Origin of the sequence: Afifella marina DSM 2698, assembly GCF_900102695.1 — a bacterium.
Taxonomy (GTDB): domain Bacteria; phylum Pseudomonadota; class Alphaproteobacteria; order Rhizobiales; family Afifellaceae; genus Afifella; species Afifella marina.
Window position 1 is genome coordinate 56,472 of the sequence record NZ_FMVW01000001.1, and the last position, 21,932, is coordinate 78,403.

General features: G+C 63.5%; 18 protein-coding genes. 9 read left to right on the forward strand and 9 right to left on the reverse strand.

The features are described 5' to 3' along the window. Window positions 1-43 precede the first annotated feature (43 nt). Both BLP76_RS00285 and BLP76_RS00290 read right to left on the reverse strand, forming a co-directional pair. Window positions 44-1,852: an acyl-CoA dehydrogenase C-terminal domain-containing protein gene (locus BLP76_RS00285; RefSeq protein ID WP_092808912.1), complete on the reverse strand. Its 1,809-nt coding sequence runs from the start codon at window positions 1,850-1,852 to the stop codon at window positions 44-46. Window positions 1,853-1,991: 139 nt separating this feature from the next. Next, the gene (locus BLP76_RS00290; RefSeq protein ID WP_092808913.1) at window positions 1,992-2,393 is read right to left on the reverse strand and encodes a MerR family transcriptional regulator; all 402 of its coding nucleotides are present in this window, start codon (window positions 2,391-2,393) and stop codon (window positions 1,992-1,994) included. A 349-nt stretch (window positions 2,394-2,742) separates the two neighbouring features. Between BLP76_RS00290 and BLP76_RS00295 the strand changes: the two genes are divergently transcribed. From BLP76_RS00295 to BLP76_RS00305, 3 genes are all read left to right on the forward strand, one after another. After that, window positions 2,743-6,879, forward strand: a complete 4,137-nt coding sequence (locus tag BLP76_RS00295) for a peptidoglycan-binding protein (RefSeq protein WP_170130550.1) — start codon at window positions 2,743-2,745, stop codon at window positions 6,877-6,879. A gap of 89 nt (window positions 6,880-6,968) precedes the next feature. Then, window positions 6,969-7,895, forward strand: coding sequence for a sulfite exporter TauE/SafE family protein (locus tag BLP76_RS00300; RefSeq protein WP_092808916.1), 927 nt, complete (start codon window positions 6,969-6,971; stop codon window positions 7,893-7,895). Then, the gene (locus tag BLP76_RS00305) at window positions 7,895-8,653 is read left to right on the forward strand and encodes a TIGR02186 family protein (protein ID WP_171904361.1); all 759 of its coding nucleotides are present in this window, start codon (window positions 7,895-7,897) and stop codon (window positions 8,651-8,653) included. The genes BLP76_RS00300 and BLP76_RS00305 overlap by 1 nt, the downstream gene beginning before the upstream one ends. Before the next feature lie 145 nt (window positions 8,654-8,798). Here BLP76_RS00305 and BLP76_RS00310 read toward each other — a convergent pair whose 3' ends face one another. The 3 genes from BLP76_RS00310 to BLP76_RS00320 form a co-directional block, all read right to left on the reverse strand. Then, the gene (locus BLP76_RS00310; protein ID WP_170130551.1) at window positions 8,799-10,160 is read right to left on the reverse strand and encodes a c-type cytochrome; all 1,362 of its coding nucleotides are present in this window, start codon (window positions 10,158-10,160) and stop codon (window positions 8,799-8,801) included. 167 nt (window positions 10,161-10,327) lie between these two features. Further along, the gene (gene pdeM / locus BLP76_RS00315; protein ID WP_092809971.1) at window positions 10,328-11,041 is read right to left on the reverse strand and encodes a ligase-associated DNA damage response endonuclease PdeM; all 714 of its coding nucleotides are present in this window, start codon (window positions 11,039-11,041) and stop codon (window positions 10,328-10,330) included. After that, on the reverse strand, window positions 11,004-13,595 hold the full coding sequence (locus tag BLP76_RS00320; protein ID WP_092808920.1) for a ligase-associated DNA damage response DEXH box helicase: 2,592 nt from the start codon (window positions 13,593-13,595) through the stop codon (window positions 11,004-11,006). The genes pdeM and BLP76_RS00320 overlap by 38 nt, the downstream gene beginning before the upstream one ends. A gap of 47 nt (window positions 13,596-13,642) precedes the next feature. On the opposite strand from BLP76_RS00320, the gene BLP76_RS00325 reads away from it, so the two are divergent. Beyond that, a complete protein-coding gene (locus BLP76_RS00325) occupies window positions 13,643-14,212 on the forward strand; it encodes a hypothetical protein (RefSeq protein ID WP_170130552.1) in 570 nt (189 codons plus the stop codon). 74 nt (window positions 14,213-14,286) lie between these two features. After that, window positions 14,287-15,297, forward strand: a complete 1,011-nt coding sequence (locus BLP76_RS00330) for a ligase-associated DNA damage response exonuclease (protein WP_092808922.1) — start codon at window positions 14,287-14,289, stop codon at window positions 15,295-15,297. A 3-nt stretch (window positions 15,298-15,300) separates the two neighbouring features. Here BLP76_RS00330 and BLP76_RS00335 read toward each other — a convergent pair whose 3' ends face one another. Both BLP76_RS00335 and BLP76_RS00340 read right to left on the reverse strand, forming a co-directional pair. Next, the gene (locus BLP76_RS00335) at window positions 15,301-15,864 is read right to left on the reverse strand and encodes a GNAT family N-acetyltransferase (RefSeq protein ID WP_092808923.1); all 564 of its coding nucleotides are present in this window, start codon (window positions 15,862-15,864) and stop codon (window positions 15,301-15,303) included. Window positions 15,865-15,886: 22 nt separating this feature from the next. Next, a complete protein-coding gene (locus tag BLP76_RS00340) occupies window positions 15,887-16,087 on the reverse strand; it encodes a hypothetical protein (RefSeq protein WP_092808924.1) in 201 nt (66 codons plus the stop codon). A gap of 303 nt (window positions 16,088-16,390) precedes the next feature. Between BLP76_RS00340 and BLP76_RS00345 the strand changes: the two genes are divergently transcribed. The 3 genes from BLP76_RS00345 (at window position 16,391) to BLP76_RS00355 (ending at window position 19,879) form a co-directional block, all read left to right on the forward strand. Next, the gene (locus BLP76_RS00345; RefSeq protein ID WP_092808925.1) at window positions 16,391-18,019 is read left to right on the forward strand and encodes a cisplatin damage response ATP-dependent DNA ligase; all 1,629 of its coding nucleotides are present in this window, start codon (window positions 16,391-16,393) and stop codon (window positions 18,017-18,019) included. Window positions 18,020-18,106: 87 nt separating this feature from the next. Beyond that, complete coding sequence (locus BLP76_RS00350; RefSeq protein ID WP_092808926.1) at window positions 18,107-18,385, forward strand: DUF6460 domain-containing protein; 279 nt, start codon at window positions 18,107-18,109, stop codon at window positions 18,383-18,385. A gap of 159 nt (window positions 18,386-18,544) precedes the next feature. Next, on the forward strand, window positions 18,545-19,879 hold the full coding sequence (locus BLP76_RS00355) for an MATE family efflux transporter (RefSeq protein ID WP_092808927.1): 1,335 nt from the start codon (window positions 18,545-18,547) through the stop codon (window positions 19,877-19,879). 28 nt (window positions 19,880-19,907) lie between these two features. Here the strand turns inward: BLP76_RS00355 and BLP76_RS00360 are convergent, their stop codons facing one another. Together BLP76_RS00360 and BLP76_RS00365 are read right to left on the reverse strand one after the other, a co-directional pair. Then, window positions 19,908-20,996: a quinone-dependent dihydroorotate dehydrogenase gene (locus tag BLP76_RS00360; RefSeq protein WP_244514321.1), complete on the reverse strand. Its 1,089-nt coding sequence runs from the start codon at window positions 20,994-20,996 to the stop codon at window positions 19,908-19,910. After that, complete coding sequence (locus BLP76_RS00365; RefSeq protein WP_092809975.1) at window positions 20,993-21,355, reverse strand: DUF952 domain-containing protein; 363 nt, start codon at window positions 21,353-21,355, stop codon at window positions 20,993-20,995. Before BLP76_RS00365 ends, BLP76_RS00360 begins: the two co-directional genes overlap by 4 nt. 87 nt (window positions 21,356-21,442) lie before the next feature. Here BLP76_RS00365 and BLP76_RS00370 point away from each other — a divergent pair, with 87 nt between their 5' ends. Further along, window positions 21,443-21,931 carry a hypothetical protein gene (locus BLP76_RS00370; protein WP_092808928.1) on the forward strand — a complete coding sequence of 163 codons (489 nt, stop codon included), beginning with the start codon at window positions 21,443-21,445 and terminating at the stop codon, window positions 21,929-21,931. Window position 21,932 lies beyond the last annotated feature (1 nt).

Consider the following 21,932-nt stretch of genomic DNA (forward strand, 5'->3'; position numbering starts at 1 on the left):
CGCAGATACAAATGTTCTGTTTGATTTTGACGTCTAGGAGGCCTCAAAAAGCTTCAGCCGGCAGCGCCATCGTCGTCTCAGCGCCCGTGGCGATCCGTCTGAGGCGCGTCCCGGTCTCCGGCATCGCCCGTTCCATGTAATAGCGGGCGAAGAGAAGCTTGTTTTCATAGAAGCTCTGGTCTCCCGTCGGGCCTGCGGCGAGCGCTCTGCCGGCCGCTTGCGCCATTTTCGCCCACATATAGCCGAGCGCGACAAGACCGAAGAGGTGCATGTAATCGGTGGAACCGGCGCCCGCATTGTCCGGATCCTGCATGCCGTTCTTGGCGAGCCACATCGTCGCCTTTTGCAGATGGTCGAGCCCCTCTTTCAGGGCAGGGACGAGCGTCGCAAGCGTGGCGTCCTCTGCGTTCTCGGCGAGGAAAGTCGAAATCTCGGTCAGGAATGCTGTGATGGCGCGCCCATTGTCGGCGGGAAGCTTGCGGCCGACGAGATCGAGCGCCTGGATGCCGTTGGCACCTTCGTAGATCATGGCGATGCGCGCATCGCGCACGAACTGCTCCATGCCCCATTCCGCGATATAGCCGTGGCCGCCATAGACCTGCTGCGCGGCCACGGCGTTTTCAAAGCCGCGATCCGTGAAGACGCCCTTGATGACCGGCGTGACGAGCGCGAGCCAGTCTTCCGCCGCCTGTCGTGCCGCGGGATCCGGGCTGCGGGTCGCGATATCGGATTTGAGCGAGGTGTCGAGCATGAGGGCACGTGCCGCCTCGTTGAAGGCACGCACGGACATCAAGATTCGGCGGATGTCGGGGTGCACAATGATCGGGTCTGCGGCAGATGCAGGCTCGCCGGCGGCCCCATTCTTTTTCGACAAGGCACGCCCCTGGCGCCGTTCGCGCGCATAGGTGACGGCGTTCTGATAGGCGATTTCCGACTGCGCCAGCCCCTGCAGGCCGACGCCGAGCCGCGCCTCGTTCATCATCGTGAACATCGCTTTGAGGCCCTTATGGGCTTCGCCGACAAGCCAACCCTTGGCCTCGTCATAATTCATGACGCAGGTGGCATTGCCGTGAATGCCCATCTTTTCTTCGATCGCACCGCAGGTGACGCCGTTCGCCTCGCCGGGCGCGCCGTCCGCATCCGGCAGGCGCTTCGGCACCAGGAAGAGGGAGAGGCCTTTGACGCCGGCGGGGGCGCCTTCGGTGCGTGCCAGCACGAGGTGTATGATGTTGGGCGTGAGATCATGCTCGCCGCCGGAGATGAAGATCTTCTGGCCGCTCAAGCGGTAGCTGCCGTCGTCCTGCGGCACGGCCTTGGTGCGGATGAGGCCGAGATCGGTGCCGCAATGTGGCTCCGTCAGGTTCATCGTGGCAAGCCATTCGCCAGCGATCAGGCGCGGCAGATATTCGCTCTTCTGGCTGTTGCTGCCATGCGCGGAAAGGGCGGCGATGGCGCCCTGGGCAAGGCCGGGATACATCGACCACGCCATATTGGCCGAGGCCTGGAACTCGCCGACGGCCGTGGCGATGACGAAAGGCAGGCCCTGGCCGCCATAATCGGGATCTGCCGCCAGTCCCACCCAGCCGCCGTCGGCGTAGAGACGGTAGGCATCCTTGAAGCCTGACGGCGTCGTCACACGGCCATCGTCGTGACGGGTGCAGCCTTCACGGTCGCCCACCTGATTGAGGGGTGCGAGGACTTCGCGGCAGAATTTGCCGCCTTCTTCCAGAACTGCTTCCATGACTTCGCCGCTGGCATCGGCGAATCCAGGGAGGTTCGAAAGACGGCCGATGCCAAGCACGTCGTTGAGGACGAAAAGCGTATCGCGAATAGGAGCGGAATAGGTCGGCATGAGCGAGCTTACCCTTACGTAAACGTCAGCCAGGTCGACCTTCCATTATCGTCTGAATTCGTCACTGACAAGCGTGCACACGCCCCTGACCCCGCGGAAATGCGCGGGTTTCTTTGCATGACGCAACGTCTTCTAAGACTTAGGCGGCCTCTCCGGCCTGCTTCTGCTCGTCCTGCTTCTGCGTCAGGATCTGGCGCACCGCATCCATTGTCTGAGACAATTCGTCGATCGCGTGCTCGATCTCTTCTCTCTGCCGCTTGAGGACGGCGACCTGTCCCTCGAACTTGTCGAGCGCGACCTGCATCTGCAGAACTTCGCCGTCCTTCATATCGTAGAGATCGAGGATTTCTTTGATCTCCACCAGCGAGAAGCCGACCTTCTTGCCCATCAGGACGAGCTTCAGCCGGGCCCGGTCGCGCCGGGAATAGATGCGATTCAATCCCTCACGACGCGGATTGAGAAGACCCTTGTCTTCGTAAAATCGTAGGGTTCGAAGCGTCACGCCGAATTCGCGCGACAATTCACCGATGCTGTAAGTCATTCACGTCCACTTTCTGCACCCGCCGTAAGCGCCAGCTTTCCGCCGGTCGGGCGTGAGTACGTTCACGTTAATTGAGGTCGCAGTCTCTCGACCGAACATTAGCGCACGTCAATCATGAGCCTATAGGTCTAGCCTACGGGCTTCGATGAAACGTGAACGGGGCGTCTGCTGCCCCGGTTCCTTGTCAGGCTGCTTTCCCGGCGGCTCAACATGAGAAATCGTCCAAAACATGGCAGAGTTAACGTCATGTTTACCATGCGCACCGTTAACCTTTTTCCAACCATCAGAGTGCTTCGACCTGTCGACGTGCGAACGGTCGAGCTTTTCTCTTCTGGTCCGAGGAGACGCAATGAAAGCCCGCACATCATGGAGAGGCAGAGCAGGATCGCCGCCGCCCGCCCCGGGTCAGGGGGGCACCGATCTGCGGGCTCTGTTGAATGCGCGCTTCGATGCGGAAGGGCGTATCATTCACGAGCCGGCCTACGCGGATTCTCAAGCCGAGCGCCTTGCCGGAGATGCCGGCGAGGGCGACATCAGCACCGAACACTTGCAGGCGGCTGTCGAAGCGCTTGCCAAACGTATCGAAGAGGCGGAACGCGGCGAGGCTGACCGCACGTCGCAGGCCCGCAGCCGGCGTGCGCCAGTCGCGCCTCCGGCCCCGGGAACGTTTGACGAGCCGGCAACGGCGACCCCGCCTTCCTCAGACAAAACGTCTGATGCCGCCGATGACCTCTTGAAGCGTCTCGACGCTTTCGAAAGGCATCTGGAGGAGCTCTCTCGTGGCGGCGCTGCTGGCAAACGCACCCCTGGCTTCGACGAGGGGCCCACGCCGGACCTGAGGGCGACACCTGCCGAGCCGAGCGTCCAGGCTCCTTCGGCTCGCAAGTCCACCCCCACCGAAAAGCCCGCCGAACCGCGCCGCGCATTTGCTGGCGGGCTTGCAGATTTCGCCCGCGATCTCGCCAATCGCCGGCCGAAGAACGAGGCGCCTGGGGAGATGTCTCGTGCCGCACCCACCGATGCGCGTGACAAAAAGCCGGCGCAGGCCGACAAGAACGCCGCCGACAAGACCTCCGTCGACAAGAACGCTGAAGTCTTGCGCCAGATTGAGAAGTTGCAGCACGCGCTGGAAGACGAGGTGCGTCCCTCGCGCGGCGCGCTTGCCTCTCTGCAAGAGCGCATGGGCGATGTCGATCTGCGCCTTCAGGCGCTGCACCGCAGCGTCGCCTCGGTTGCCCAGCCGCAGGCGCTCTCTGAGGAAATCGCCGCCATCCGCATCGGACTTGCAGCGCTTCCGCAGGGCAAAGCCTTTGATGCGATCGAAGCCCGGCTTGGCGAACTCGCCGGCCGCATCGATGCGATGTCTCAACCCCACGATCGCAGCGACGAACACGAGAGCTTCGCGCGTATCGAAAGCCGGCTCGACATGCTCGCAGCCGCGATGGATGAGATCCGCGACAGCCGAATCGGCGCTATCGACGATCTTGCTGCGCAGCTCGACCGTCTGGCTGAGCGCGTTGAAAGTCTCGGCGAAAGCCGCTCCGACCTCGGACCATTAGAGGAACCTCTCTCTGAGCTTTCCGCGCGCATTCAGGCCGTGCCGGATACGCGCCCGATGCTGACGGCGCTCGACGACAAGCTGACCCGCATCGCCACGAGCCTCGATGAACGCAGTGTCGGCTCGTCCGATATCGAAGAAATCACCCAGCGCCTCGATCGTCTCGCGGCTGAAATTTCAGGTTTTCTCACCGAGAGCGAAGAACGTTTCTCGCTGAAACCCGTCCTTGATCGCTTGTCGGAAATCGATGCGCGTTTCGCCGATGAGCGGGTCGACACAGATCAGCTTTCCGGTCTTGTCGCCCGTATGGAAGACGCCGTCACCAACGCCCCGATCGGTGAGCGCTTTGCGGCGCTTGAGGCACGCATACAAGGCCTCGATCGAAAGCTGCCGGATAGCGACAGCAATCTTTTGAACGATATCGTCGATCTGCGCTCTGAAATCGCCGAACTGCGCGCCGATATCCGCAACAGCCCTCCGACTGCGGATGCTGGCATCCGCGTGCTGCAGCCGGCGATCCGCGAGATCAAAGAGCGCCTCGACCGACTGCCTGAGGAGCCGGCGCGCTTCAACCGCGAGCTGGAAGCCCAGATCGGCCGCATCTCTGCGATGCTCGATCGCCCCGCAGCGGAATCGAAGGCGCTGACGCGCCTCGAGGACGCGCTCGCTGATATTCGCGAACGCCTCGATCGGCAGGAGCTGCACCATGACGCGGAAACCTGGCACGCCGCCGGGGTCGATACCGCCGAAGGGTCGGAAGCGCTGGCGCGTCTTGCGAGCGCACTCCAGCACGATCTCAGCGAACTGAAATCCGTTGCTGAGGCGGGCGAGGAACGCACGCGAAGCTCGCTCGATGCGGTGCATGAAACGCTGGAAGCCGTCGTCAAGCGCATGGCTTTCCTTGAGCGCGACCTGCCGTTCTCCGGCGACGACAATGGCGGCTCGAAGCCACCTGCGCCGCGTGCCGCCCCTTCGGGCGACGACGACAGGCCGTCGGGGATCTCTCCCTCATCCACCGCGCCGTCCGGTCCGAAGCCTGGCCCTGCGGGTCGCGCGGGCCCCGTCCAATGGTCGCCGCGGCCTCCTGCGCCGGAGCCGGAAAAGCGGGTGGAAGAGAACACCGCCCAGGGGCTCCTCAGCCGTCTGTCCGCCACGCAATTGCTGAAGCGGGCGACAGGTGGGCGGGCGGAGTCCTTCGTGCCTCGCCAGGAAGAGGAGATGTCGCTCGACTCCCTCCTGGAACCGGGCGGTGGCCCCTTGCATTCCGACCTTGCGGATGCGCCGAGTTCGGCAAGCCATTACATTTCGGCGGCCCGTAAGAATGCGTCGTCTCAGACCAGCGGTTCGGAGGAGGCGCTGGCAGCTGCGTATGAAGATTTCCGGGCTCAAAGCCGCAACCGAGAGAGCTCGTCGAGCGATTTCCTGAGCGCTGCACGTCGCGCCGCCCGTGCCGCCGCTGCCGAAGCCGCCGCGGCTGAGCGCGATGCCGGTCGTGCCAAAGGGCACGGCGGCTCGCAGATCCTCGATTTCTTCAAGGCACGGCGCCGTCTTCTCGTGGCGGGGGCCGTCGCGCTCGCCGTCGCCTTCGCTGCGGTGCAATTCGTCAAGGTGCGAGGCGAGGAGGCTCGGACTGCGAATTCGCATCCGGCGATCGAGACACCGGCGCCCGCTCCGAAGGAGACCGAAGTTCCAGGTGACGGGAGTTCGATCGTTCAGCCGAGCCCCGCGTCCGGCGAAGCGATGATGGAAGCCGGCAACGCCGCGCCTTTGCCTCGGCCCGACCGGGAGACGGCCTTTTCGACGCGGCTCTCCGCTCTGCCGGGACTGAGCGCTCAAGAACTGACGCCCCCCGTACGCGCCAGCGCGCCGAAGCCTGAAGCCGAGCAAGAGATGGCGCTCGACCGGACGCCGGAATCCTCGCCGCCCTTGGCGTCGGCGGAACCTGAAGACAACGAAATTTTTGCCGACGCCGAAGCGCTGTCACAGACGGCCTCGATCACTCCGCCGCCATCTGCACAGGCGCAGACGTCCGCACCGATGGCACAAGGTCCGGCCGCCTCGCATCTGTCTACCCCTCTGCCGGCGTCAATCGGCTCCGAAAAGCTCAGGCGTGCCGCCGAAACCGGAGTCACGGAGGCTCAGTTCGAAGTCGCCGTGCGCTATGCCGAAGGGCGTGGTGTGGCGAGCGATCAGGCAACGGCGGTCGCCTGGTACGAGCGCGCCGCCCGCGGCGGCCTCGCACCGGCACAATACAGGCTCGGCTCGATCTACGAGAAGGGACGCGGCGTTCCCAAGGACATCGACAAGGCTCTCAGCTGGTATGGCAAGGCGGCGGATGCCGGAAACGTGAAAGCCATGCACAATCTCGCCGTTCTTTACGCGGAGGGGGCGGACGGTGCCCCGGACCTGGAAAAAGCGGCTGATCTTTTTGAACGCGCCGCCGAACGGGGTGTACGCGACAGCCAGTTCAACATCGCGGTTCTTTTCGCCCGCGGCCTGGGTGTCAAACAGGACCTTGTCGCAGCCTACAAATGGTTTGCCGTGGCCGCACGCTCGGGCGATCAGCAGGCGAAAAAACGCCAGCAGGAAATCGCCGATGCGCTGCCGCAGGATCTCCTGCCGGAGGCGAAGAAGGCCGCCGAGACCTTCAAGGCCCTGCCGATCGATCCGCAGGCCAACATGGTCTTCGCGCCTGAAAGCGGCTGGGGCGAGCATGTCGGCGAGAGTGTGAGCCTCAGTGGCCCCGACCTGGTGAAGCATACCCAGGATCTTCTCTCCCGAAAGGGTTACGATCCGGGCCCGGCAGACGGCATCTTCGGCAAGAAGACGCGCCAGGCAATTGCTTCGTTTCAAAAGGATAACGGCCTTTCCGTGACCGGTGAAATCGATACGGGCATCATTAAGGCGCTTGATGAAAAAGATATCTGAACCACCGTCTTGCGCTTCGTGAAGCGGCGGTGTTGAAGAGATCGCCCTAGACCGAGCGAATTTCGCCGATAGCGACAGGACCGTCCTGCGTGCAGCTCTATCTCCCGATCGCTGAACTGACGGTCAACATCTTCGTCTATCTCGGGATGGGAGCGGCGGTCGGCTTCATTTCGGGCATGTTCGGCGTGGGTGGCGGCTTTCTCCTGACGCCGCTTTTGATCTTTTCCGGCATCAGTCCCGCCGTCGCCGTGGCGACCGTAACGCCGCAGATCGTCGCCTCGTCCACGTCGGCTGCGATCTCCTATTGGCGTCGGAGGATGATCGACCCGCAGTTGACGATGTTTCTCATCGTCGGCGGTGTCACGGGCTCATGGCTCGGGGTGCGGGTCTTCACCATGCTGCGCTCGCTGGGCCAGCTCGATGTCATCATCTCGCTGTCTTACGTCACCTTTCTGGGATTGATCGGCGGCCTGATGCTGCGCGAGGCGCTGCGCTCTTTCCTGCGCGCGCGGCGTGGCCGTCCTCCCAATCTGCGCCGAGGCCGTCACCACAATTGGCTGCTTGGTCTGCCGTTCAAGGTTCGCTTCCGCCGCTCCAAACTCTATGTGAGCGTCATCCCGGTCATTCTTCTTGGCCTGTCGATCGGCTTCCTCGGCACCGTCCTCGGCATAGGTGGCGGCTTCATCATGGTGCCGGCACTGATTTACCTTCTGCGCGTGCCGAGTAACGTCGTCATTGGCACCTCTCTCGGCTACATCCTCTTCACGATGGCGCTCGCCACGGTGCTGCATTCGCTGGAGAACGGCGCCGTCGATTTGATGCTGGCCTGTCTTTTGATCGTCGGTGGCGTCGTCGGAGCACAGTTCGGGGCTCAGATCGGTCAGGCTATGCGCGGCGATCAGCTGCGTCTTTTCCTGGCGCTTCTGGTGCTCGCAGTGGCGCTCCGCTTCCTATTGAACCTGTTCCTGCCACCTGCGAGCCTTTATTCGATCGCCCTTTTGCAGGGGATCGGATGATGCGGTTCCTGCTCGCTCTCGCCCTTTTTTCCGGTCTCCTCGTCTGCGGCCCGGCTTCGGCGGAGAAGCTCGTCTCCACCCTGTCCGATGATGCCGTCGAGATCACCTCCAATTTCACCGGCTCCAACATCACGGTTTTTGGCGCGGTCGATGGCGCGAAGTCGGCCTCCGGCGAGCGCGATTATGAGGTGGCGATCGTCGTGGCGGGTCCGCAGATGCCGCTTGTCGTGCGCCGCAAGGGCCAGGTCGCCGGGATCTGGATCAACACGGCTTCTCGGGAATTCTACAATGTCCCGAGTTTCTACGTCATCCATATGAGCGAGAACTTGAACGATGCGGCGAGCCAGCAGCTGCTCGCGCGCTACAAGTTGGATTTCGCCGATCTCGGTTTCTCGCGTGACGCAAGTTACACGCCGCAGGACGAGGCCTTCGCAAAAGCGCTGGTGGAGCTGAAGAAACAGAAGGAGCTCTTCGTGAAGCGCGGCGATGCGGTCACCTTCCTCGCCCCGAATGTCTTTCGCACCACCTTCCATCTGCCGTCGGCGATCCCGGTCGGCACGTATCACGTCTCCGTCTTCCTCTTTCGCCACGAAGAGCTGGTGGCGGCGGAAGTGCAAAGCCTGCTTGTCGAAAAGAGCGGCTTTTCCGATCGTATCGCCCGCTTTTCCACGGAGCAGCCGCTGCTTTACGGCCTTTTCGCCGTAATGGTGGCCGTCTTCACCGGCTGGATGGCCGGCATCATCTTCCGCCGCAACTGATCTTCCCCCCAACTGATCGTCCCCCAGAAGGCTCGCTACTGGGCCTGCTGAATCGCGCCGGCATATGAGATGAGCCGGCGAGGGCAGGCAGCGGCGAGAGTAAGGGCCGTCTGCGCCGCTCCCGCCGCCTTCGTGTTATCCGGCTTTATTCAGCCCGTGTGGCGGCGGCAGGTGCCTCTTCCTGGTACGCCTCACCTGTGTCCGCTGTCGGCGTTTGCGACCCGTCGGCGGCCCTATTGATCCCGCTTTGCTCGCGGGCGGCATTCTGCGAGGAGGCTGGTGCGTTCGTCAGCCTGGTCGGTTCCTGAGCGTTGAAGAAGGCGGCGACGGCCTTCATCTCCTCAGGTTCCAGCTGATGAGCGAGCTCGTCCATCGGTCCGTAATCGCCGGCATAGCCGCGTGCACCTTTCGCGAAGAGTTTCAGCTGGCTTTCGATGTAATTGGCGTATTGCCCATTGAGGTGCGGGAACAGGCGCGAGGTGAACTTCGTCTGCTCGTGGCACGACAGACAGGCGGGCACGTTGCGTTTTGGCACGCCGTTCTCTGCGATCGACCGGCCTTCGTCGATAAGTGTCGCATCGAGCGCCTCGGCGCCTGGCGAGCGGGTTTCCGGCAGCATGGAATAATAGGCCGACAGCGCCATGATCTGATTGTCGCTGAGCTGGGTGGCGACCGTGCGCATGAAGCCGCTGTGGCGGTCGCCGTGCGCGAAGGCTTCGAGTGTGCGGCGCAGATATTCCGGATCCTGCAGCGTCAGATTGGGGAAAGCACCAATTCCCCGCCCGAGCCCGTCCGCGCCATGACAGCGGCCGCACATCGACATCAAGGTGTCGTTCATGGCGAATTCTGTGAAGCCGGTCGCGGGCACGCTCGTGCGATGCGTGTGGGGGTCGGGCGTTTTCGTCTTCGAGCTCTCCTCCGTCGGTTCAAACTGGGTGAACTTCGCCGGGAGGCTCAGGTCGGTGATCTCGCCTTCCGTGCCGTAGGCGAGCTTGCGGTAGGTTTTGTAATCCATCTCCGGCAGCCGCCGCAGGAACGCGGCGACGGACCACGCCTCATCCTCCCGATCCGTATCGGTCCAAGAGGGCATGCCGGTGTATTTTGCGCCGTGGAGGACGATCCAGGCGAGCTCCTTGTCGGAGAATTCGCCAACCACCTCAGGCAGATATTGCGGTTGCGGCCGCTCCTGCAGCGCCATGACGTTTTGCCCGAGCCCTGGCGCTCCATGACAGCCGGCGCAAGCGTGACCGTAATGGCCGGCGCCCTGAACGACGCGCCATTCGGCCTCGAAATCGTCAGGCCGGGAAAGCTCGCTCGCATGCTGGGCGACCGAGCGTTCGAAGCTGAAGTGCAGAAGCTGCGCCCAGCCGGACGGATGGGGGATCGACGCCGCGATATTGTACATTCCGGTGACGACGACGATGCCCGCAACGACGACGAGTGCGATGCCAGTCGACACGATCGGACCGAACCAGCCGAGTATGCCGTGCGGGAAAAAGCGTCTCATAAGTTGTCCCCTGATCCTCTTGTGGTCATGAATCGGGGTGCTGAACACGCGAATGTGAATGAAGTTCATTATCGCAGGTCCGGCGGACCCGGCACGCATCGTCGCAGCCTTCCCTGGGGGCTCGGTGCTTGGTGCTGAAGATTGCCGAGGCTAGCGAGAAAGCCCGCTCAATCTGGCCTGAGAGACGCCGGCGCGACGGGGTAGAGCCGGTCGGCGCCAACCAGGAAGGCGATGAAGCCGCGCCTGGCGAAAAGGCCGACGAAGGCGCGGTCGAGGACGTTGAGCCCGCCGGTCAGGACGCCGAAAGATGGCAGGATGAGCCGTGTGCCGTCTGTAACGAAGGCGCGCCTGCGCACGCTGCGTCCGCGCCGGGCAATTTTCCCGCAAGGGTGGAGATGTCCGGCGATCTCCCCTTGGGCGATCGCTTCTGTGGGTTCGTGTCGGAAGGTGAGACCGCTGTGCGAAAGCTCTGCGAGACAATCTCCCCCGAGGCCCGGCGGCGGAGCGGGGTCATGATTGCCGGCGATCCAGATCCACTCGCGTCCCGCCTGCAGCGCGGCGATCTTGCCGCGGTCGATCTCGGCGAGACGCTCGGGCCCGCCGCCATCGTGAAAGCTGTCGCCGAGGCAGATGACGGTCTTCGGTTTGCGTCGCAGGATCAGGTTGTGAAGGGCGGCAAGGGTCGCGGCGCTGTCATAGGGCGGCAAAAACGTGCGCCTGCGGCCGAAGGACGACGCCTTTTCCAGATGGAGGTCCGCCACGACCAGCATGCGTGAGGCCGGGTCCCAGAGCGCCCCGGAAACATCGAGTACCAGCTCTCGCCCGGAAAGCGCGATACGCGTCTCAGGCAAGATCTCGTCTCTGTGAGAAGTCTCCGCCAGCGCCAAAATCTGCCTCGCTGCCCATAGCCTCGCGCATTAGCTCCTCGGAGGCTTCGACCAGAAGATCCTCCTGCGCCTCGCCGAAGACCGGCTCCCGGCCGATTTCCAGCATGGCCGGGATGGCAAGCGGTGAGACATGCGCAAGCCTTTGATGCACGATTCGCCCCTGGATGCGCGACAGCATTTCGCCGAGCCGACGGATGTCGAGAAGGCCGGTCGCGGCGTCCGCGCGGGTTGCCTTGAGCAGAATATGGTCGGGCTCGTGGCTTCGCAGCACGTCATAAATGAGGTCGGTGGAGATCGTCACCTGTCGCCCGCTCTTCTCTTCGCCGGGATGCCGACGCTCGATCAGCCCAGCGATGATGGCGCAATTGCGAAAGCTGCGTTTGAGGAGATAGCTCTCCGCCAGCCACTCCTCCAGATCGTCGCCCAGCATGTCTTCATCGAAGAGTTCGGTAAGGGTGGGCGTGCCCGCCGCAAACAGCGCGCCCATGTCGCGCAGCCCCCACACCGCGAGCGCATAATCGTTGGCGACGAAGCCGAGCGGCCGGGCGCGAGCCCGCTCCAGCCGTCGCGTCAACAGCATACCGAGCGTCTGATGTGCGAGCCGCCCTTCGAAGGGATAGGCGACCATGTAGAATTTCGTCTCGCGCGGAAAAGTCTCGACGAGAAGCGCGTCTTTCGACGGCAGCACCGAGACTTCCCGCTGGATGGATAGCCAGTCGCGCACCTGGGCGGGCAGCTTCTCCCAATGGGCGGGATCGGCGAGCATCGCCCGCACGCCGGCGGCAAGATAGGTGCTCAGGGGAAACTTGCCCCCGGCATAGGAAGGGATCGCCGGGTCGTTGGCCTCGGCGCGTGTGACCAGCGCCTCGTTTTCGTGAATGCCGACGAAGGCGAGGACCTGGCCGGCGAACTGAAACGTGTCGCCTGGAACGAGCTGCTCGAGAAAATACTCCTCGATCTTGCCGAGAACGCGCCCTCCGCGCAGAATCGTTCCGGGGCGACCGTCCTTGCTGCCGCGTCTGGAGGCAAGCCGCACATTGAGCATCGGCGCCTCGACGATGGTGCCGAGATTGAGGCGGTATTGCTGGGCGAGCTTCGGATGTGAAAGCGCCCACAGCCCGTCCTTGCGACGCCGGATCTTGGCGTAGCGCTCGTAACTTCTGAGCGCATACCCACCGGTTGCTACGAAATCCACCGCCTGCTCGAAATCCTCATAGCTGAGGCCACGATAGCTTTCTGCCGAACGCACCTCGTCATAGAGGGCCTCAAGGTCGAACGGCGCGGCGACGGCCATGCCGAGAATATGCTGGCACAAGACGTCGAGTGCGCCCGGCCTGAGCGGCGGCGTATCCTGGATGCCGGCTTCATTGGCTTCGAGCGCGGCCTGGCATTCCATCACCTCGAAGCGGTTCGAGGGGACCAGCAGCCCGCGCGACGGCTCGTCCATGCGATGGTTGGCGCGCCCGATCCTCTGGGCGAGACGGCTTGCACCTTTCGGCGCACCGACATGAATGACGAGATCGACATCGCCCCAGTCGATGCCGAGATCGAGCGTCGAGGTGGCGACGACCGCACGCAGCGAGCCGGCTGCCATCGCGGCCTCCACCTTGCGCCGCTGACCGCGGTCGAGCGAGCCGTGATGCAGCGCAATCGGAAGGGCCTCCTCGTTGATGCGCCAGAGCTCGGAGAACAGCATCTCCGCTTGCCAGCGCGTATTGACGAAGACGAGCGTCATGCGGTGGCTCTGTATGGCCTCAAGCACTTCCGGCAGGGCGTAGCGCGCCGTATGCCCGGACCACGGGATGCGTGCCTCCGAATGCCGGATCGAAATCTCCGGAGGCGCGCCTTCGCCAACCACCACCATCTCGGCGAGATTGCGGGGCGCGTCAGGTTGCTGCTCCACGAGCCAGGCACGCAGATCGTCGGGGAAGGCGACGGTCGCTGAGAGGCCGATCGTCCTGAGGCCCGGCGCAAGCCTGCGAAGCCTCGCAAGCCCGAGCGCCAAAAGGTCGCCGCGCTTTGAAGGGGTCAAAGAGTGTAATTCGTCGAAGACGACCGTCGACAGGCGCGCGAAGAAGCGCTCCGCATCGCGTGAGGCGATCAAAAGTGCGACCTGCTCCGGTGTCGTCAGAAGGATGTCGGGAGGGCTGAGTTTCTGCCGCTGTCGCTTATGGGTGGGTGTATCGCCGGTGCGCGTTTCCACCGTCAGGGGCAGTCCCATCTCGGCGACCGGCATGCCGAGATTGCGCTCGATATCGACGGCGAGTGCCTTCAACGGCGAGACATAAAGGGTGTGCGGACCGATGAAATGTGATGAATTGCGCCTCTCGTGCGCTTGCGAAAGCTCGATGAGTGAGGGCAGAAAGCCCGCGAGCGTCTTGCCAGCGCCGGTCGGAGCGATCAAAAGCGACGAGGATCCCGCCCGTGCTTGCGCGATGAGCTCGAGCTGATGGGGGCGCGGCGCCCAACCCCGGTCGGCGAACCATTGCTGGAAACGCTCCGGCAGGAGCCCGTCTTCGCCAGTGGGGATCGCAGCGGGTGCCGTCATGAGGATGAGTTTAGGCTTGGTGACGGCCAAGTCGAGCGGACCTGACGTTGCGTCGCGTCCCCCGCGGCGTCGAAAAGTTCCACAATGCCAAGATGCGGCTGCCGGGGGGAGGCATGGCCAAGAAGAAGAAGGGCAGCAAGAAGAAGGACGAGGAGAGCCTCGCCACGATTGCTGTCGACATGGACGTGCACAAACGGATCGAAGGTGCACGCGAGGATTTCGAGGAGACGCAGAACGCCATCCTCCGTCGCCTGCTCGGCCTTGACGGCCGCAGAGGAGGGGGTGCGCCTGTGGAAGAAAGCCTCGGCGAACGTGCACGCCGCGCCAAGGGCGGCGGCGCCAAGGAGGGCGGCTGGTCGAAGATCGGCCGTCACGGTCACGAGGTGTTTCTGCCGAACGGGACGACCCTCAGAGCCGCTTATGCGGGCCAGACGGTGGAAGGTGTCATCGTCGATGGCCACTGGGTCGTGAACGGCACGAGCTACAATTCTCCCTCCGCCGCGCTCATCGCGCATGTGCGCACCCGCGACGGCAAGAAGGTCAATCTCAACGGCTGGCGCATCTGGGAGGTGCGGCGGCCCGACGATGACCGCTGGCTGCGGCTCGGCGAGATTTAGGGGCAAGGCGTGAATGCTCCGCCACGGTGTGCCGGAGACATGGAAAACCTCGCCCGCACCCCTATCTCGGGCAGATGCGCCCGACCGAACTTTTGTGCACCACGCCGAAAGGCCTTTATTGCCCGCCGGGCGATTTCTACATCGATCCGACGCGTCCGGTGCCGCGCGCGCTCATCACCCACGGCCATGCCGACCATGCGCGTGCCGGCCATGGCGCCGTGATGGCGACGTCGCAGACCTTGAAGATCATGGCCGCCCGATATGGGGCCGATTTCGCCGCCGCGACGCAGGAGGCGAAGCTCGGCGAAGTGGTTGCCATCAACGGCGCCTCCGTCAGCTTCCATCCAGCGGGTCACGTCCTGGGCTCGGCCCAGATCGCGGTTGAAAAGGACGGCTTCCGCGTCGTCGCTTCGGGCGATTACAAACGTCGCAAGGATCCGACCTGTGCCGCCTTCGAGCCGGTCGCCTGCGATGTCTTCATCACCGAGGCGACCTTTGCTCTGCCGGTTTTCTGCCATCCGGATGATCGCGGTGAGATCGCCAAGCTCATTCACTCCACCGAAGTCTTCCCCGAGCGCACCCATCTCGTCGGCGCCTATGCCCTCGGCAAGGCGCAGCGCGTCATCGGCCTGCTTCGTGAGGCCGGATACGACCGAACGATCTATATCCATGGCGCCCTAAAGAGTTTGTGCGATCTCTATCGCGAGGAGGGCGTCGATCTCGGGCCGCTCGCTCCCGCGACCGTGGATACTGCGCGCAAAGGCGAGTTTGCCGGTGCCTTCGTGGTCTGCCCGCCCTCGGCGTTTTCCGATCGCTGGGCACGCCGTTTTCCCGATCCCCTCGCGTGTTTCGCGTCAGGCTGGATGATGATCCGCCAGCGGGCCCGACAGCGCGGCGTGGAACTGCCGCTCGTCATCTCCGATCATTGCGATTGGGGGGAGCTGTTGCAGACGATCGAAGAAATTGCGCCCGGCGAAGTGTGGATCACGCATGGCCGCGACGACGCGCTGTTGCGCTGGTGCGAGCTCAACGGCGTTGCTGCCCGCCCGCTGCATCTTGCGGGGTACGAGGACGAGCCCGATTGAGGCTCAGGCGGCCACGCCGGCAGGCTTCGGCTGCAGCAGGCTCAATGTCGCCTGGAACGCGCTTTCTGCGTCGTCGAGCGCTTCACCGTACCAGGAGAACGGATTGGCAAGTGGCGGTTCGAGCAGAGCGTCGACTTCACCTTCGTCATAAGTGAGACGGGCGCCGAGCTCGCGCGCGAGCTTCAGCATGCGCCGGTTCTCTTGCAGACAGAAGAGATGCAGCTGGCGAAAGCCGCGATTGCGGGCGAGCGTGAAGGTGCGCGCAAGAAGCGCCCGGCCGACGCCTCGCCCCTGCCAGGCCTCTTCGATGGCGAACGCGGCCTCGGCTTTGCCCGTCCATTCTTTGGTGAGCGGGTGCAGTTCCGCCGAGCCGCGGATAACGCCGTTGACGAAGTAGCCGAGGATCGTGGTGTCCAGATCCCAGGCTTCGCGAACATAATTCTGGATGCGCGCGTCGTTGACGGGGCCAGCAAAGCGCATACGCCGCGCCTCGGGGCCGAGACGACACAGATGCTCCGTGAAGAGCGCGGCCTCATACGGCCAGAGCTTGCGGATGTAAGCCGTCATGCGACCTCTGCCAGGCAGGCCGTCAAAGCGGCCGGTGCGCGAGGTGATGGCGCTTCATCTCGCGAAGCTGCGACGGTCCGATGAGAAAGCCGGATTCCTGCTCGATGCGACGGATGGCTTCCGCCTCGCGCGCCCAAATGATCCAATTCAATGCGCGGCGAAACCGAGCGGGCACGTGGAGCCGGCCGGCGAAACTGAAAGAGCCGTGTGCGGCATGGGCCATGATGCGATCCTTCCGGAGACGAAGCCGAGCCATATCGGGACGGCAACGGCGGCTGATGGACGACCCTAAGATGCGGTGGCTGCGGGCGTCTGCCAACCCGGTCTCTTGCAATGCAGCAGGATTGTTTTTGCATAGCACAATTGTCCATCAAGTGCCTGATGCGTCGGCACACTTGTGCTACTGAGGCGAGCTGTCGCAGGGCTTGCGAAGACTCGGTGATATTGCGCTGCAGCAACGGCTTTTAGGGGCCTGAAGACGCAACGCGTCGCTCGTCACCGTCACCTGGATGCCTATATTCGCGGCATGCAGGCCTTTGCCGCCCTCCTCGACCGTCTCACCCTGACGCCGCAGCGCAACGGCAAGATCAGGCTTCTCGTCGATTATCTGCGTCAGGTGAATGATCCCGATCGCGGTTACGCCGTTGCGGCGATCACCGGCGATCTCGACATCGTCTCGGTCAAGCCAGCGATGGTCCGCGTCTTGGTGGAGGAGCGGGTCGATCCCGTCCTCTTCGCGCTTTCCTATGATTATGTGGGCGACCTCGCTGAGACCGTCTCCCTGATCTGGCCGGGCGAGAGCGATCCCGGCGCATCGCTGCATCTCGCCGAGGTGGTAGAACGGCTCAGGGTCGCATCGCGCCTCGAAGGGCCGAAGCTCGTCGCCGGCTGGCTCGACGAACTCGATCCGAGCGGGCGTTACGCGCTTTTGAAGCTCATCACCGGCGGGCTTAGGATCGGCGTGACGGCCCGCCTCGCGCGCCAGGCCTTGGCGGAATTCGGTGGTTGCCCGGCAACCGAGATCGAGGAGATGTGGCATGGCCTGAAGCCGCCTTACGCCGATCTGTTCGCCTTTCTGGAAGGGCGGGGAGAAAGGCCGCAATCCAAACAGAAGGTGCCCTTCCGGCCGGTGATGCTGGCAAGCGCCATTCAGGACGAGGATTTCGCGAAGCTCGAGCCGAGAGATTATGCGGCCGAGTGGAAGTGGGACGGGATTCGGATCCAGGCAGCGGCTTCAGGAGGAGAATGCCGGCTTTATTCCCGCACCGGCGATGACATCTCCGGTGCCTTTCCCGACGTTTTGGAGCAGATGGACTTCGATGGCGCGATCGACGGCGAGCTCCTGGTGGCGCGGCAAGGCGAAGAGGGGATGGCGATCGCGCCCTTTTCGGATTTGCAGCAACGCCTCAACCGCAAGCGCGTGACGTCGAAGGCACTAAAGGATTATCCGGCCTTCATCCGGGCCTACGATCTCTTGCAGGAAGGCGACGAAGATCTCCGACCGCTTGCCTTCGCAGAACGGCGGCGCCGGCTTGAGGATTTCATCGCTCGTTTGTCCTCGCCGCGCATCGATATTTCTCCCCTCGTCGACTTCAGCGATTGGGACGAGCTTGCGCATCTTCGGGCCAACCCGCCCGCGGAGGGCCGCCTCGATGAAATCGCCGAAGGCCTGATGCTGAAGCGCTGGGACACCGCCTATGTGGCCGGGCGACCGAAAGGCCCCTGGTTCAAATGGAAGCGTGATCCCTTCCTGGTCGATGCCGTGCTCATGTATGCCCAGCGCGGCCACGGCCGCCGCTCCTCGTTTTATTCCGATTACACATTTGGCGTCTGGACAGCGGAGAAAGCCGAGGATGGAGAACTTGTCCCCGTCGGCAAGGCTTATTTCGGTTTCACGGATGAGGAGCTGAAGGAGCTCGACCGGTTCGTGCGCAACAACACGGTCGATCGCTTCGGCCCTGTGCGGGCGGTGCGGGCCGGGCCTGACGCCGGTCTCGTCCTCGAGGTGGCCTTCGAAGGCCTCGCCCGTTCCAGCCGCCACAAATCCGGCGTCGCCATGCGCTTTCCGCGCATCAGCCGTATCAGATGGGACAAGCCCGCTGCGGAGGCCGATCGTCTCGACGACCTGGAAAAACTGCTGCCGCAGCAGGTATAATCAATGATTGGTGTCTCGACGTATCGGCTTGCCATTCGGGTTTCGAAACCCTAGCTCTCAGCCGATCGCACAAGAGGAGACGCGAGCATGGCGGGCCGGATGACACGCTTCCTGGGCGATTCCCCATTTCGGGTCCTTCTTCGTCTCATCGTCCTGTCGGTGATCGTCGGCCTGGTGCTGTCGGTGCTCAACGTGCATCCGTTCGATATCTATTATTGGGCGGAGCGCTTCGTCATGCGCGTCTACCACATGGGTTTCGCCGTCTTTTCCGACGCCTTCGGCTACTTCCTCTTTGGCGCGCTCATTGTCGTCCCGATTTTCCTCGTCATGCGCCTGTTCTCTTTGATGGGCGGGCGCCGAGACTGAAACCTCGCGGACGCGTTCGCTCACGTCAAACGATCCGCGGAACATATTGTGAACTTTTTAGTGGTTTCGCGGTCGACCGTTTGTTGTATGGCTTAGATGATGAGCGAAACGAGCCCCGTCCCATCGCCTGAACAAGCAGGCGCCCCGACAAAGCCCGCGATGGAGCCCGCCCCAAAGCCTTTTGTGGTCAACAATCGGCTGGTTCTCGGCATCGCCGTGCCAATGACGCTCGCCTATCTTTCGGTGCCGCTCGCGGGGCTGGTGGATACGGCCGTGATCGGCCAGCTCGGAGATGCGGCGTTCATTGGCGGCATCGCGGTCGGCGCGATCATCCTCGACGTGATCTTCACGACCCTCAATTTTCTGCGCTCGGGCACGACGGGCCTCGTCGCCCAGGCGTTTGGCGCCAACGATCGCAAGGAGGAGCAGGCGATCCTGGTGCGCGCGCTTCTGATCGCGCTTGTTGCCGGCCTCCTCATCATCCTTTTTCAGGTGCCGGTCACGCGTCTTGGCATCGTCGCCATGGATGTCGGACCGAATGTCGCCGATGCGACCTCCAACTATCTCCTAGTGCGCATTTGGGCCGCACCCTTCATGTTGGCGAACTACGCCTTGGTCGGCTGGGCGCTCGGCGTCGGCCGTTCCTTTCTGGTGCTGGCGCTGCAGACCGTACTGACGCTCACCAATATCGTCCTGTCGCTTCTCTTCGTGCTTGATTTTGGCTGGGGGGTCACCGGCGTCGCGGCGGCGTCGGTCATCGCCGAAATGGTGGCTTTTTTCGCTTTCCTGCCCTTCCTCATCCCGCATGTGAGCGGCGCACAGCGGCCATCCCTCAAGCGGGTTTTCGAAAAGGCGGGCTTCGCGCGGCTCATCGTCGTCAATCGCGACATCATGATCCGCTCCTTCTCGGTGCTCTTCGCTTTCGCCTTCTTTACCCGCCAGGGCGCGGCGCTCGGCGCGGTCACGCTTGCGGCCAATTCTGTGCTGATGCACTTCTTCCTGGTCGCCGGATATTTTCTCGATGGTTTTGCCAACGCAGCCGAACAGCTCGTCGGACGTGCCGTCGGCGCGCGTTTTCCACCGGCCTTCGACCGCGCTGTCCGCCTCACGGTCGTCTGGGGCTTCGCCCTCGCGCTGTCGCTCGTCGGCCTTTACTTTCTCGCCGGAGGAACGCTGGTCGACATGATGACGACGTCGCAGGATGTGCGGGAAACGGCCCGGCTTTATCTTCCCTGGGCCTGCCTCACGCCGCTTGCCGGCGCACTCGCCTTCCAGATGGATGGCGTCTTCATCGGCGCCACCTGGTCGAAGGAGATGCGCAATATGATGCTCGCCTCCCTCGCCAGCTTTTTCGTCCTGTGTTTCGTCCTCATGCCGCCTTTCGGCAATCACGGTTTGTGGGCCGCGCTGCTCGTCTTCCTCGGACTGCGTGGTTTGACGCTCGCCTGGCGGCTCCCCGTGAAACGGCAGGGGATGGAGACGGCTACAATTTGAAGCGTTGCAGTGGCTGCGTTTTTGAAAGCTAGTCCTGCGGCGGCCAGGCAGCGGCCCAACGGGCTGTCTCGATGCCGCGGGCATCGCTGATTGCACTGAAATTGCGTTTGTCGAGCTCTTCCGAAAGCCCCGCCTTGATGCGCTGTGCGAAGCGCGGCCCTTCGAAGACGAAGCCTGTATAGACCTGAACGAGGTCGGCGCCTGCCACGAGTTTGGCCCAAGCGGAATGCGCGTCATGGATGCCGCCGACGCCGATCAGCGGCAGCTTGGGCCCAGCGAGTTGGCGTGCGCGCGCCAGCATGGCTGTCGACGGATTGAAAAGTGGAAGGCCGGAAAGCCCGCCTTTTTCTTGCGCCAGTCGCCTCGCCTTGAGGGGCGGGCGCGCAATCGTGGTGTTGGAGATGATGAGCCCGCTCACGCCCATATCGACGCTGGTTTCGATGAGCGAGGCGAGCTGCTTCTCGGTGAGATCCGGCGCGATCTTGACGAGAAGCGGGACGCGCCGCGGCGACGGCACCGCCTCGCGCGCCTCCAGGCAGCGGCCGAGCAGCCGGTCGAAGGTACCCGCCTCCTGTAGGCCGCGCAGCCCCGGTGTATTGGGGGAGGAAATGTTGATGGTGAGCCAGCTCGCATGCTGGGCGAAGCGGCGAATGCCGGCGACATAGTCGGCGGCGGGATCTTCTTGATCGCGGTTGGCGCCAATATTGACGCCGACGAGCCCGCCTCGGCCGCGCCGTTCTTCGAGGCGCTGGGCGATGGCCTCGTGGCCATCATTGTTGAAGCCCATGCGATTGATGATGGCGCGATCCGATGTCAGCCGGAACAGCCGTGGGCGCGGATTGCCGCTTTGCGGGCGCGGCGTCACGGTTCCGACCTCGATCGACCCGAAGCCGAGATTGAGAAGACCGTCGATGGCCTCCGCGTTTTTGTCAAAACCCGCGGCAAGACCAACAGGATTGGCGAAGGAGAGACCGAAGAGGTTGACGGCGAGCTTGCCGTGCGCGTCGCGCTGGCGTCTGGTCCGCCCGAAGCGTTTGAGCATCGCGAAGGCGAGCGCATGGGCGCGCTCCGGCGGCAGAATGCGCATAAGCCCGGCGGCCATTTGATCCAGATTCACGTGCTGCCCTCCGCCCGGATTTCCTCCGGCAGACGGTGCCGCCCATCCTCGCCAAGCGGCAGGTCTTTCACCCACAAGACCGATGACAGTGGGAGGGGAACGTAAAGGTGCGGGAAGAGCGCGCCGCCGCGCGACGGCTCCCATTTGAGCGAAGGGCCGAGCCGTTCCGCATCGACGGCGACGATCAGCAGATCGGCCTGACCGGCAAAATGCTGCGCCGCCGTTTCGCCGACCTGCTCGGCGCTTGAGAAATGGATGAAGCCGTCGGCCTGGTCGACCGGAGCCCCGTCGAAGACGCCGGCCGCCTCGGCCTCGCACCACAGGGGCTTTGGCGCTATCTTGTAGATGAGATGCTGCATTGCAGCCGCCATGATAACGAAGCTGCGCCGCGCCGAAAGCGGTGCCGTCGCCGCTGCGCCTTTGTGCACATCAAAAAGGACAGAGCCATGCGTTCTCTTTCGCTTGCCGTCGTCTTCTTGATGGGCGTCGGCATCTCCTTGTCGGCCTTGGCGCCGGCGATTGCGGCCGAGCCGCCGCGCACGGCCAATGGCGTTACCGATCGCTCGACCGCCGAGCGTTATGTTTTCGTGCCGATTGAGAAGGGCGCCTTGCGTCTCGACACCAAAACGGGCGAGGTCTCGCGCTGCGAAGGCATGGGCGAGGGCGCCGTCTGCCGCCTCGTCGCTGATGAGCGGCTCGCCTATCGGGAGGAGATCAAGGCTTTGTCGCAACGCCTCGATGGGCTCGAGAGGAAGCTTGAGAGCCTCACCGCGACGCCGTCGTCTCCGCCTGCCTCCGAGCGCGACAACGAGAGGATGACGTCTGAGGAGCGGGAGAAGGTCGATCACTTTTTCGATCTCAGCGATCAGGTCATGCGCCGCTTCTTCGGAATGGTGAAAGAGCTGAAGCGCGATTTCAACGACGACCGCCTGTGAC